11 protein-coding genes and 1 tRNA gene are annotated in these 13188 nt (G+C 68.4%); 10 read left to right on the top strand and 2 right to left on the bottom strand.

The features are described 5' to 3' along the window. Positions 1-120: 120 nt before the first annotated feature. The 7 genes from HIV01_RS02240 to HIV01_RS02210 all read left to right on the top strand — a co-directional run bounded on the left by HIV01_RS02240 (position 121) and on the right by HIV01_RS02210 (position 6550). Positions 121-1380: a dicarboxylate/amino acid:cation symporter gene (locus tag HIV01_RS02240; RefSeq protein ID WP_200604634.1), complete on the top strand. Its 1260-nt coding sequence runs from the start codon at positions 121-123 to the stop codon at positions 1378-1380. A gap of 135 nt (positions 1381-1515) precedes the next feature. Continuing rightward, positions 1516-1592 (top strand) — tRNA-Arg (locus tag HIV01_RS02235). Between the two features lie 82 nt (positions 1593-1674). Next, the gene (amaB, locus tag HIV01_RS02230; protein ID WP_207527058.1) at positions 1675-3207 is read left to right on the top strand and encodes an L-piperidine-6-carboxylate dehydrogenase; all 1533 of its coding nucleotides are present in this window, start codon (positions 1675-1677) and stop codon (positions 3205-3207) included. Positions 3208-3239: 32 nt separating this feature from the next. Next, positions 3240-3542, top strand: a complete 303-nt coding sequence (locus HIV01_RS02225; RefSeq protein WP_200604632.1) for a DUF4190 domain-containing protein — start codon at positions 3240-3242, stop codon at positions 3540-3542. Position 3543: 1 nt separating this feature from the next. Further along, positions 3544-4602, top strand: coding sequence for a quinone-dependent dihydroorotate dehydrogenase (locus tag HIV01_RS02220; RefSeq protein ID WP_207527057.1), 1059 nt, complete (start codon positions 3544-3546; stop codon positions 4600-4602). Continuing rightward, positions 4599-5636 (top strand): UDP-N-acetylmuramate dehydrogenase, encoded by a 1038-nt coding sequence (gene murB, locus HIV01_RS02215; RefSeq protein WP_207527056.1) that lies wholly within the window; start codon positions 4599-4601, stop codon positions 5634-5636. The genes HIV01_RS02220 and murB overlap by 4 nt, the downstream gene beginning before the upstream one ends. A gap of 26 nt (positions 5637-5662) precedes the next feature. Then, positions 5663-6550, top strand: a complete 888-nt coding sequence (locus HIV01_RS02210) for a DMT family transporter (protein WP_200606310.1) — start codon at positions 5663-5665, stop codon at positions 6548-6550. 1 nt (position 6551) lies between these two features. Here HIV01_RS02210 and HIV01_RS02205 read toward each other — a convergent pair whose 3' ends face one another. Further along, on the bottom strand, positions 6552-7241 hold the full coding sequence (locus HIV01_RS02205) for a phosphatase PAP2 family protein (RefSeq protein WP_425600252.1): 690 nt from the start codon (positions 7239-7241) through the stop codon (positions 6552-6554). Beyond that, positions 7231-8511, bottom strand: coding sequence for a flavodoxin-dependent (E)-4-hydroxy-3-methylbut-2-enyl-diphosphate synthase (gene ispG, locus HIV01_RS02200; RefSeq protein WP_200604629.1), 1281 nt, complete (start codon positions 8509-8511; stop codon positions 7231-7233). The genes HIV01_RS02205 and ispG overlap by 11 nt, the downstream gene beginning before the upstream one ends. A gap of 69 nt (positions 8512-8580) precedes the next feature. Here ispG and xseA point away from each other — a divergent pair, with 69 nt between their 5' ends. The 3 genes from xseA (at position 8581) to HIV01_RS02185 (ending at position 13162) form a co-directional block, all read left to right on the top strand. Continuing rightward, entirely contained in the window at positions 8581-9951 is a 1371-nt protein-coding gene (gene xseA, locus HIV01_RS02195; RefSeq protein ID WP_200604628.1) for an exodeoxyribonuclease VII large subunit, read from the top strand. A gap of 66 nt (positions 9952-10017) precedes the next feature. Further along, entirely contained in the window at positions 10018-11664 is a 1647-nt protein-coding gene (locus tag HIV01_RS02190; RefSeq protein WP_200604627.1) for an acetolactate synthase large subunit, read from the top strand. Positions 11665-11698: 34 nt separating this feature from the next. Further along, entirely contained in the window at positions 11699-13162 is a 1464-nt protein-coding gene (locus HIV01_RS02185; protein ID WP_245156890.1) for an aldehyde dehydrogenase family protein, read from the top strand. The last annotated feature ends 26 nt before the right edge of the window (positions 13163-13188 follow it).

The raw sequence follows: 13188 nt of genomic DNA, 5'->3' as shown, positions 1-13188 counted from the left end.
CCGTATCACCACCGGCCCGTACCCCCTTCGACTTCGCTGCGCTACGCTCAGGGCGAACGGGGAGAGGTGTCGGGCTGCCCGAATAGAATCTCCCAGCGCAACCTCCAATCAGGACCTTCCGTGTCGACCACCGCCCGCGTACTGCTCGGACTCTTTCTTGGCGCCCTCATCGGCCTGCTGCTGGCCTGGTGGGATGTGGCCGCCGCGACACGCGTCGCCGACTTCATCCAGCCGATCGGCCGGCTCTGGCTCAACGCCTTGCAGATGACCGTGGTGCCGCTGGTCGCGGCGCTGGTGGTGATCGGCGTCAACACCGCCACCGACGCCGCCGCCTCCGGGCGCACCGCGCGCAAGGCGATCATCACCTTCGTGATCATCCTCAGCGTCTGCGCCGCGTTCGCCGCGATCGTGGCGCCACTGCTGTTCTCGCTGGTGCCGCGCCAGGAAGGCCTAGCCGAATCGCTGCGCGCGGCCACCGCCGGCACCGCCCAGCTGAGCCTGCCCAATTCGCTGGGCGACTGGTTCGTCGGCATCATTCCCAGCAACGCGATAGCCGCCGCCGCGCAGAGCGCGATGATGCCGCTGGTGGTGTTCGCGCTGTTCTTCGGCTTCGCCCTGACCCGCATCGAAACCGGCCGCCGCGCGCGCCTGCTCGAACTGGTCCAGTCGATCGCCGACGTGATGGTGGTGATCGTGCGCTGGGTGCTGTGGGCGGCGCCGGTGGGCGTGTTCGCGCTGGTGCTGGCGGTGTGCGCGCGCGTCGGCCACGGCATGATCGGCGCGTTCGGCTGGTACATCGCGATCCTGTCGGCGATGTACCTGTGCGCCACCGCGCTGATGTACCCGATCGCGGTGCTGGCCGGCAGCGAACGCGTCCGCCGCTTCGCCGCCGCAATCGTGCCGGCGCAGGCCGTGGCGGCCAGCACGCAGTCGTCGCTGGCCTCGCTGCCGGCGATGATCGAAAGCTCGCGCGTGCGCCTGGGCCATCCGCTCAGCGTGACCTCGCTGGTGCTGCCGATGGCGGTGTCGCTGTTCCGCATCACCAGCCCGATGCAGTACATCGGCGTGGCGTCCTTCGTCGCCTGGGCCTACGGCATCGATCTCAGCGCCACGCAGATGGCGGCCGGCGCGGCCCTGGCGGTGGTGATCAGCATGGGTTCGGTCGGCCTGCCCGGCCAGGTCAGCTTCATGGCGACCAACATGCCGGTGACCCAGGCGATGGGCCTGCCGGTGGAGCCGTTGGGCCTGCTGCTGGCGCTGGACACCATCCCGGACGTGTTCGCCACCCTGGGCAACGTGACCGGCGATCTCACCGCCACGGCGGTGGTGGCCAAGGGCCAGACCGAGCCCGAGGCCGCGGCCGAAACGTCTCCTTTGTAGTGGCGGCGGGCGTGCCCTGCCCCTGCGCGGCAGGGCAAGGGCACCGGCCGAGCCGGCCAACCCGCCCAACCCGAATCGGGCGCAATCATGCGAAAATGCCGCGCTGCGTTTCCCAAACCATTGATCCAAAAGCTTGGCCCCGTAGCTCAGTTGGATAGAGCGGTCCCCTCCTAAGGGACAGGTCGCACGTTCGAATCGTGTCGGGGCCGCCATTGCGGCGAGCCGGAGGTTGCGGCTGGAACCTGCTTCCAGCGCCATCTCGCCTCGCCCTCAAGTCCCCCAGGAGCACGTCCGATGACCCACCCCGTCCTCACCGCCCTCGGCCTGACCGATACCGAATCCGGCACCTACCTCGGCAGTGGCGAATGGTCGCCGACCCGTGACGCCGGCGTTCTGGAGTCGATCAACCCGACCAACGGCGAGGTTCTGGCCAAGGTCGAGGCCTCCTCGCAGGCCGACTACGACGCCATCGTCGAGCGCGCCCAGGCCGCCTTCAAGGTGTGGCGCACCACCCCGGCTCCGCGCCGCGGCGAAGCCGTGCGCCTGTGCGCCGATGCGCTGCGCAAGCACAAGGACGCGCTGGGCTCGCTGGTCGCGCTGGAGATGGGCAAGTCCAAGCCCGAAGGCGACGGCGAAGTGCAGGAGATGATCGACATCGGCGACTTCGCCGTCGGTCTGTCGCGCCAGCTCTACGGCCTGACCATGCACTCCGAGCGCCCCGGCCACCGCATGTACGAGCAGTGGCACCCGATCGGCATCGTCGGCGTGATCTCGGCGTTCAACTTCCCGGTCGCGGTGTGGGCCTGGAACAGCTTCATCGCTGCCATCTGCGGCAACATCACCCTGTGGAAGCCCTCGCCGAAGACGCCGCTGTCGGCGGTCGCCTCGATGAAGATCTGCAACGCCGCGCTCAAGGCCGGCGGCTTCCCGGACATCTTCTTCCTGTTCAACGATGCCGGCACCGAGCTGGCTTCGAGCTTCGTCGACGACAAGCGCATCGGCCTGATCAGCTTCACCGGTTCGACCAAGGTCGGCCGCATCGTCGGTGAGCGCGTCGCCCGTCGCATGGGCCGCTCGCTGCTGGAGCTGGGCGGCAACAACGCGATCATCGTCGACCCCAGCGCAGACCTGAAGCTGGCGATTCCGGCCATTGCCTTCGGCGCCGTCGGCACCGCCGGCCAGCGCTGCACCACCACGCGCCGGTTGTTCGTGCAGGAATCGATCTACGACGACGTCCTGGCCAAGCTGATCACCGCCTACAAGCAGGTCGAAAAGAAGATCGGCGACCCGACCGACCCGAACAACCTGATGGGTCCGCTCAACAGCCGTGACGCGGTGCAGGCGTACCTCGATGCCGTCGAGAAGGCCAAGGCCAGCGGCGGCAAGGTCGAGACCGGTGGCGCTGCCATCGACGGCCCGGGCAACTTCGTCCTGCCGACGATCGTGACCGGCCTGACCAACGACGCCGAAGTCGTCCAGACCGAGACCTTCGCGCCGATCCTGTACGTGATGAAGTACGGCCAGCTCGACGAAGCCATCGAGCTGCAGAACGACGTGCCGCAGGGCCTGTCGTCGTCGATCTTCACCCAGAACCTGAAGGCGGCCGAGGCGTTCCTGGCGGCATCGGGTTCCGATTGCGGCATCGCCAACGTCAACATCGGCACCAGCGGCGCCGAGATCGGCGGCGCCTTCGGTGGCGAGAAGGAAACCGGCGGCGGTCGCGAGTCGGGTTCCGATGCATGGCGCGCCTACATGCGCCGGCAGACGAATACCATCAACTACTCCGACGCGCTGCCGCTGGCACAGGGCATCAAGTTCGACCTCTGACCGCCCCGCCACCGGAACCAGGACCCCGCCGCATGCAAGCAGTCGTCCGTCGCGACAACAGCACGCTCGCCATCGTCAGCCTGGTGTTCGGTGTGCTGGGCTGGACCGCGCTCCCGATCGTCGCCAGCCTGGTGGCGATCGTCACCGGCCACCTGGCCAAGGCCGAGCTGCGCCGGACGCCCGAACGCGAAGGCAAAGTACTGGCCGTGATCGGGCTGGTGCTGGGGTGGTCTTCGCTGCTGGTGATTGTCTCGGTCGTCACGTTCCTGCTGATCTGGACCGGCTTGATCTTCTCGGACGGTGTGCGCGAGATCACGCTGCCGAGAGCGCACTGACATGTACTCCATCGTCCGCCCCTTCCTGTTCGGACTGGACGCAGAGACGGCGCACGGCGCCACGCTCGCTGCGATGGAAGCGGCTTATCGCAGCGGGCTGAGTCCGCTACTGGGCCGCCGCCCGGCGCCGCTGCCGACGCGCGCCTTCGGCCTGACCTTTCCCAATCCGGTCGGCCTGGCCGCCGGCCTGGACAAGAACGGTGCGCACATCGATGCGCTGCTGGCGCTGGGCTTCGGCTTCGTCGAGGTCGGCACGGTCACGCCGCGTGCGCAGGAAGGCAACCCGAAGCCGCGCATGTTCCGCCTGCCCGACCAGCAGGCGGTGATCAATCGCCTCGGCTTCAACAACGGCGGCGTCGACGAACTGGTGCGCAATGTCGGCAAGGCCCGCCGTCGCGGCGGCCTGCTCGGCATCAACATCGGCAAGAACAAGGACACGCCGAACGAATCGGCGGAAACCGACTATCTGCACTGCCTCGAGCGCGTCTACCCGCTCGCCGACTACGTCACCGTCAACATCTCCTCGCCCAACACCGCCGGCCTGCGCGAGCTGCAGGAAGAGCAGTCGTTGCGGCGCCTGGTGTCGATCCTGCGCGAAGCGCAGGAGCGCCTGGGGGCATTGCACGGCAAGCGCGTGCCGATGCTGGTCAAGATCGCCCCGGACCTGAGCGACGACGATGTCCAGGCGGCCGCGCGCGTGCTCGGCGACCTCAATGTCGACGGCGTCATCGCCACCAACACCACGGTCTCGCGCATCGGCATCGACGGCGCGCCGCATGCTTCCGAAACTGGCGGTCTGTCCGGCCGGCCGCTGATGGGCGAGGCGACCGCGGTGCTGCGGATGATGCGTACGCGCCTGCCCGAGTCGATTCCGATGATCGGTGTCGGCGGCATCCTTTCCGGTGCCGACGCCGCGACCAAGATGGCCGCCGGTGCGACCCTGGTGCAGTGCTATACCGGCCTGGTCTACCGTGGCCCGGCACTGGTGCACGAATGCGTCGAGGCCATGCGCCGGCGCAAGGAAGCGCCGAGCCGGGGCAACATGCCGCCGATCGTATGAGCGAGGCCGTCCGCATCCTGCGCGATGCCCCGCTCGATCATCGCAACACCTTCGGCGTCGCGGCGCGCGCGCATTCGCTTGCGGAACTGGGCGATGCGAGCGCCCTGCCGGAACTGTTCACGCGAACGGAATTCCGCGAACGTCCGCCGCTGGTACTAGGCGGCGGCAGCAACCTGCTGTTCGCCGGCAACCCGGAGGCCGCGGTACTGGCACTGACCGGCGAGGACGTGCGCGTGCTGCACGACGACGGCGTCGCCATCGTCCGCGCCGATGCCGGCGTGCAATGGCACGGCTTCGTGATGCACACGCTGGAGATGGGCCTGGCCGGCCTCGAGAACCTCGCGTTGATCCCCGGCACCGTCGGCGCCGCGCCGATCCAGAACATCGGCGCCTACGGCGTGGAAGTGCGCGATTTCATCCACACCGTCGAGGCCTTCGAACCGGGCACTGGCCAGTTCCATCTCCTCGACGCGGACGCCTGCGCATTCGCCTACCGCGACAGCGTGTTCAAGCACGAACCCGATCGCTACATCGTCACCGCGGTCGAATTCGCGCTGCCGCGCACTCCGTCGCTGAAACTCGACTATGCCGGCATCGGCGACGAGATCGTGGCGATGGGCATCACCGCGCCGACGCCGCGCGATGTCGCCGATGCGGTCATCGCGATCCGCCGCCGCAAGCTGCCCGACCCCGCCGTGCTCGGCAACGCCGGCAGCTTCTTCAAGAATCCGATCGTGGCGCTGGCCCAGGCCGAAGCGTTGCAGGCGCAATACCCGGCCATGCCGGTGTTCCGTGGCAACGATGCCGCCACGCGCAAGCTGTCAGCCGCGTGGTTCATCGACGCCTGCGGCTGGAAGGGCCACCGCGACGGCGATGCCGGCGTCGCCGCGACGCATGCGCTAGTGCTGGTCAACCACGGCCATGCCAGTGGCCAGCAGCTGCTCGACCTGGCGCGGCGCATCGCCGACTCGGTGCGCGCGCGCTTCGACGTGGCCATCGAGCCAGAACCGCGGGTCATCGGCGCCGCCTGGTGAACGCAGTAGCAGCAACCTCGACACCAATGCGCGCCGCGGGCTTCATGCTCGCCAGCACGCTGTGCTTCGGCGCGATGGCGATCACCATCCGGCTGGCATCGGCGACGCTGCACACGTTCGAGATCGCGTTCTTCCGCAACCTGTTCGGCCTGATGGCGGTGCTGCCGCTGATCGCCGGCGTCGACCGCGCCTCGCTGCGCACGCGCCAGCTGCCACGCTACTTCGTCCGCTGCGCGATCGGCATCGGCTCGATGCTGGCCGGCTTCTGGGCGATCGGGCATTTGCCGCTGGCGCAGGCGATCTCGCTGTCGTACTCCACGCCGGTGTTCGTGACGATCGCAGCAGCAATCTTCCTCGGCGAGCACGTCCGCGCCCGGCGCTGGGCGGCGGTGGCGATCGGTTTCATCGGCGTGCTGGTGATCGTGCGTCCGGGCTCGGCGGAGTTCAGCACGGGCACGCTGATCGCACTGCTGGCTGCGGTGCTGAGCGGCGTCGTCGCGATCCAGATCAAGCAGCTCTCGCGGGTGGACGCGGCCAACACCATCGTCCTTTACACCTATCTGTTCTGGGTACCGATGTCGCTGCTGCCGGCGCTGTGGGTGTGGGAATGGCCGCAGGGAATCGCCTGGCTGTGGGTGATCGGCGCCGGCATCTTCGGTACCGGTGGCCAGGTGTTGTGGACCCACGCGCTCAAGCTCGGCGAAGTCTCGGCGCTTACGCCGATCAGCTTCATGCAGTTGCCGCTGGTCGCGACCGCGGGCTGGCTATGGTTCGGCGAGAGCGTGGACGGTTGGACCTGGGTCGGTGCCGCAATCATCCTGTCGGCCAATGCCTATATCGCCCACCGCGAGGCGGTGCTGATGCGGCGCGCGGCGACGGCCGCGCCGACGTCGGCGGCGGTGCCGGGCGAGTGACTCAACGCCACGGCCGCAAGCCACCCCAGTACACCAGCAGGTAGACGGCCACCGTCCATACGCTCGCCGCCGCCCACCCGGCGAGGATGTCCGACGGGTAATGCACGCCCAGGTATACGCGCGACAAACCCACCAGCACCACGAACGGCAGCATCAGCGCCACCATCGGCCAGCGCCAGCGCGTGCGCCATGCCAGCAGCACCAGCACCCAGGCCAGCGTCATCGAACCCATCGCGTGCCCGCTGGGAAAACTGAAGTTGTGCTCCGGCGCGATCGAGTCCCACAAAGACGGCCGCTCTCTTGCGAACACCGCCTTGGCCGCGATGTTGAGCAGGGCCGAACCGCCCAGCGCGATCGCGGCAAAGGTGGCCTCGCGATACCGGCGCAACAGCGTCAGCACCAGTACCAGCGCGATGTCGAACGGCACCACGCCCCACAGGTAGCCGATCCGCGAGATCAGCACGAAGAAACGGTCGAAGCCGTCGCGGGCCAGGTCATGGGCGAAATGCAGGATCGGTTCGTCGAAGACGATCGCTTCCTGCTCGTGGATTTCGTCCGCCAGTTCGGCGAAACCCCACAGCGGCAACAGCAGGCCGATGAACACCAGCAGCAGCCGACCGCCGTACTGGCGCAGCACGCCTGCGCCGTAGCGCAGTTCCTGGGTTAGTGCGTCGCCGCCCTCAGCCGGCACGCGCTGCGTCGTCAGCCGCGCCGTACTTGCGCTCGACGTAGCGGTCGATCAGCTCGACGAACTCGTGGGCGATGTTTTCGCCACGCAGTGTCACTGTCTTCTCGCCGTCCTCGAACACCGGTGCAGACGGCGCTTCGCCCGTGCCCGGCAGCGAAATGCCGATGTTGGCGTGGCGCGACTCGCCCGGTCCGTTGACCACGCAGCCCATCACCGCCAGGGTCAGGTTCTCCGCGCCGGGGTGGCTGATCTTCCACACCGGCATCTTCGCGCGCACGTGCTCCTGCACCCTTTGCGCCAGCTCCTGGAAGAAGGTGCTGGTGGTGCGGCCGCAACCCGGGCAGGCGGTGACCATCGGCGTGAACGCGCGCAGGCCCATGGTCTGCAGCAACTCCTGGGCAACGATGACTTCGTTGGTGCGCGACTGGCCCGGCTCGGGCGTCAGCGAGATGCGGATGGTGTCGCCGATGCCTTCCTGCAGCAGCACGGCCAGTGCGGCGCTCGAGGCGACGATGCCCTTGCTGCCGATGCCGGCCTCGGTCAGGCCCAGGTGCAGGGCGAAATCGCTGCGGCGGGCCATTTCGCGGTACACCGCGATCAACTCCTGCACACCGCTGACCTTGGCACTGAGGATGATGCGGTCGGCCGACAGGCCCAGCTCGACCGCGCGCGCGGCCGAGTCCAGCGCCGAGCGGATCAGCGCCTCGCGCAGCACTTCGGCGGCTTCGCGCGGCTCGGCCAGCTTGTGGTTCTCGTCCATCAGCTGCGCGGCCAGCGACTGGTCGAGCGAACCCCAGTTGGCGCCGATGCGGACCGGCTTGCCGTGCCTGATCGCCAGTTCGATGAGCGTGGCGAACTGGCTGTCCTTCTTCTTGCCGAAGCCGACGTTGCCGGGGTTGATCCGGTACTTGGCCAGCACCTCGGCGCAGGCCGGCTCGGCGGTCAGCAGTTGATGGCCGTTGTAGTGGAAGTCGCCGATGATCGGCACCTCCACGCCCATCATCGCCAGCTTGTCGACGATGCGCGGGACGGCGGCGGCCGCATCGACCGTGTTGACCGTCACCCGCACCATTTCCGAACCGGCGCGCCACAGCTCGGCGACCTGCTTGGTGGTCGAGGCCACGTCGGCGGTATCGGTATTGGTCATCGACTGCACGACGACCGGCTGGCCGCCGCCGACCTCGACGCCGCCGATGCGCACGGTGCGCGTCAGGCGTCGCGGGAGCGGGCCGAAGCCGGGGTGTGCGCAGGGCGCGGAAGCATGTGAATTCATGGCCGCCATTGTAACGTGACCTGCACCCTGCCCTGCGCTACCTTGGCCGGCCGTGCCCTGCCGCTCTCCATGAACGATTACCCCACCGAACCGACCTCCGGCGCCGGCCGCTCCGACCAGGTGCTGACGCCCAGCCAGCTGAACACGCTGGCGCGCGACCTGCTGGAGGGAGCATTCCCGCAGGTTTGGATCGAGGGTGAGCTGGGCAATGTCTCGAAGCCGTCGTCGGGGCACCTTTATTTCACCCTGAAGGACGCGCGTGCGCAGGTCCGCTGCGCGATGTTCCGCCCCAAGAGCAGCTGGCTGAAGTTCGTCCCGCGCGAAGGCCTGCGCGTGCTCGGCCGCGGCCGCCTGACGCTGTACGAGGCACGCGGCGAGTACCAGCTGGTCTTCGACCATCTGGAAGAAGCTGGCGAAGGCGCGCTGCGGCGCGCGTTCGAGGAGCTGCGCGCACGCCTGGCCGCCGAAGGCCTGTTCGATGTCGAACGCAAGCGAGCGCTGCCGCGCTTCGCCCGCCGCATCGGCGTGATCACCTCGCCCAGCGGCGCCGCCGTGCGCGACGTGCTGAGCGTGCTGGCGCGTCGCTTCCCGCTGGTCGAGGCCGATGTCCTGCCGGTGCAGGTCCAGGGCGAAGGCGCGGCGGCGCAGATCGTGGCCATGCTGCAACGGGCCATCGCCTCGGCACGTTACGACGTGCTGGTGCTTGCCCGAGGCGGCGGTTCGCTCGAGGACCTGTGGGCCTTCAACGACGAGCGCCTGGCGCGCACGATCGCGGCCTCGCCGGTGCCGATCGTGTCGGCGGTCGGCCACGAGACCGACTTCAGCCTCAGCGACTTCGCCGCCGACGTGCGCGCACCGACGCCGTCGGTCGCGGCCGAGCTGCTCGCGCCCAATCGCGAGGACCTGCTGCATCGCCTGCGCATCCTCGAGTCGCGCCTGCGCAACCTGCACACGCAACGCCTGCGCCAGGCCATGCAGCGCGCCGACCGCGCCGCGCTGCGCCTGAATGCCGTGCGTCCGCAGGCGCGCCTGGAAGCGCTCGGCCGCCGCCAGCGCGAAGCCCTGCGTCGCCTCAACGCCGCCTGGCGCCAGCAGCTCGAGCGCGAACGCGCGCGCCTGCGCCACGCCGACGCGGTGCTGCGTGCCGCCCACCCGCAGCGCCGCATCGCCCGATTGCGCGAGCGTCTGGCGGCACTGCGCCCACGTCCGCAGGCCGCCATCGTCCGCCGCCTGGCCAAGGACGCGATGCACCTGCGCGGCCTGGCCCGCTCGCTCGAAGCGGTGAGCCCGCTGGCGACCGTCGCGCGCGGCTATTCGATCCTGCAGCATCCCGACGGCCGCGTCGTGCGCAGCGTGCTCGATGCGGCGCCGGGTGACCGGCTGGCCGCACGCCTGAGCGACGGACAGCTGCAGGTGCGGGTCGAACCCAAGGACGACTGAGACCATCACGCATCGCACCACATGGCCCCCGCTACGATGCGCGGACCGTGCCCGAGGAAGCGTTGCATGACCAAGGCCTCCGATCTGTTCGTCGCCGCGCTCGAAGCCGAGGGCGTGGAGTACGTCTTCGGCATTCCGGGCGAAGAGAACCTCGACCTGCTCGAATCGCTGCGAACTTCGCGCATCCGCCTGGTGCTTACGCGCCACGAACAGGGCGCCGGTTTCATGGCCGCCACCTACGGCCGCCTCACCGGGAAGGCCGGCGTGTGCCTGTCGACGCTCGGCCCCGGCGCCACCAACCTCGTGACGCCGGCCGCCTACGCCCAGCTCGGCGCGATGCCGATGCTGATGATCACGGGCCAGAAACCGATCAAGACCAGCCGCCAGGGCCACTTCCAGATCGTCGACGTGGTCGACACGATGCGGCCGCTGACCAAGTACACGCGCCAGATTGTCTCCGCCGACGCCATTCCCGCGCGCGTGCGCGAGGCCTTCCGTCGCGCCGAGGAGGAACGTCCCGGTGCCACCCACCTGGAGCTGCCGCAGGACATCGCCGGCGACGACACCAGTGCGCGCGTGATTCCCGCCTCCTTCTCGCGCCGCCCCATCGCCGACGACAAGGCCATCGCCCACGCAGCCGCCGCGATCAGCCAGTCACGCCATCCGCTGCTGATGATCGGCGCCGGCGCCAATCGCAAGACGACCGCGCACCAGCTGCGGTCGTTCATCGACAAACTTGGCATCCCGTTTTTCACCACGCAGATGGGCAAGGGCGTGATCGACGAGCTGCACCCGCTGTGGCTGGGCAATGCGGCGCTGTCGGATCACGACTTCGTCCACCGCGCGATCGATGCCGCCGACTGCATCGTCAACATCGGCCATGACGTGATCGAGAAGCCGCCGTTCTTCATGCGCGAGGGACGCCGCACCGTCATCCACGTCAATTACGAATCCGCCGAGGTCGACGCGGTGTACTTCCCGCAGATCGAAGTCGTCGGCGACATCGCCAATACCGTCTGGCAACTCGGCGAGGTGCTGACGGCGCAGCCGCACTGGGATTTCGGCTTCTTCGACCGGGTGCGCGCCGCGCTGCTGGCCAACCTGGTCGACCGCAGCGATGCCGACCGCTTCCCGATGGCACCGCAGCGACTGGTTGCCGATGTCCGCAAGGTCATGGGTGCGCGCGACGTGGTCTGTCTCGACAACGGCCTCTACAAGCTCTGGTTCGCCCGCTGCTACCGTTGCCGCGAACCCAACACGCTGCTGCTCGACAACGCCCTGGCGACGATGGGGGCCGGCCTGCCCTCGGCGATCGCGGCGCGCATCGTCTGCCCGGACCGGCGCGTGATCGCGGTGTGCGGCGACGGCGGCTTCATGATGAATTCGCAGGAACTCGAAACCGCCGTCCGCCTGGGCTTGGACATCACCGTGCTGGTCCTGCGTGACGATGCCTACGGCATGATCAAGTGGAAACAGGCGCACGAGGACTATCCGAGCTTCGGAATGGACCTGGGCAATCCGGACTTCGTCCGCTATGCGCAAAGCTATGGCGCTCGCGGACATCGTCCCGCCTCCGCCGACGAGTTCGCGCCGATGTTGCAGCGTGCCCTGGACACACCGGGCATCGACCTGATCGAGGTCCCCATCGACTACAGCGACGACGACCGCCTGCTCAACGAAGAGATCCCGAAGTTGAGCGCCGCCCTGCGGTAGTCATCCGCCCCTATTTTTTTCATCGGAGAACGACATGGCCAAGCCCAAGCGCGCCGCCTCCGGCCTGATGGCCAGCTACCCCTACTACCTCGCCAATCGCCCGGTTGCCGCCAACACCGACCTGGACGTGCTGGACAAGTACAGCGGCAAACGCGCCACCCGGGTTGCCCTGGCCGACGCGACGGCGGTGCGCAAGGCGATCGTGGCGGCTCACCAGGCGCGTGGCGCGGTCGCCGCCTTCCCGCCCGACGCCCGCCGCGACGTGCTCGAACACTGCGTCATGCGTTTCCAGGAGCGCTTCGATGAGCTGGCCCTGGCGCTATGCATCGAGGCCGGCAAACCCATCGCCGATGCACGCGGCGAGGTCACGCGCCTGATCGACACCTTCCGCATCGCCGCCGGCGAAGCCACCCGCATCGATGGCGAGGTGATCGAGCTGCAGATCTCCAAGCGCACGCGTGGCTACCGCGGCATGGTCAAGCGCGTGCCGATCGGTGTGTGCAGTTTCATCACGCCATTCAACTTTCCGTTGAACCTGGTCGCGCACAAGGTCGCGCCGGCACTGGCCGCCGGATGCCCGTTCGTACTCAAGCCCTCGGAGAAGACACCGATCGGCGCGCTGATCATCGCCGAGATCCTGGCCGAGACCGACCTGCCCCGTGGCGCCTTCTCGGTCCTGGCCTGTTCGACCCAGGATGCAGCACAGCTGGTCGAGGACGAACGCATTGCCCTGCTGAGTTTCACCGGCGGCCTGATCGGCTGGGACCTCAAGGCCCGCGCCGGGCGCAAGAAGGTGACGCTGGAACTGGGCGGCAACGCCGCCTGCATCATCGACGACGACCCGGGCATGCCGCTGGACCGCGTCGTCGAACGCCTGGTGTTCGGTGCCTACTACCAGAGCGGCCAGAGCTGCATCAGCGTGCAGCGCATCTACGCGCACGCGGCCATCTACGACAAGCTGCGCAAGAAGCTCAAGGCGGCGGTGGCGAAGTTGCCGATGGGTGATCCGCGAGATGAGAAGACCTTCATCGGACCGATGATCGACGAGGCCGCGGCCAAGCGCGTGGACAGCTGGATCGAAGCCGCGCGCAAAGGCGGCGCCAAGCGCCTGGCCGGTGGCAACCGCAGCGGCAACATGGTGCCGGCGACGCTGCTCGAGGGCGTCCCACATGACAGCGATCTGTACCGCAAGGAGGCTTTCGCCCCGGTCGCGTTGATGGAGCCGTTCGACGATTTCGAGCAGGCCATCGACCAGGTCAACGACAGCGACTTCGGCCTGCAGGCCGGTGTGTTCACCGCGCGCCTGGACCACGCCATGCGCGCCTGGGATCGCCTCGATGTCGGCGGCGTCATCGTCGGCGACGTGCCGAGCTTCCGCGTCGACAACATGCCTTACGGCGGTGTGAAGCACTCGGGGCTCGGCCGCGAGGGAGTGCGCTACGCGATCGAAGACATGACCGAGCAACGCCTGCTGGTGATTCGCGACGCGACCGGTTGATCAGTCGACGAGCCGCATGAACAGTT

Source organism: Lysobacter arenosi (assembly GCF_016613475.2).
Classification (GTDB): Bacteria; Pseudomonadota; Gammaproteobacteria; order Xanthomonadales; family Xanthomonadaceae; genus Lysobacter_J; species Lysobacter_J arenosi.
The sequence above is the reverse complement of the archived record's forward strand: the minus strand, read 5'-3'. Positions and strand labels throughout refer to the sequence as shown.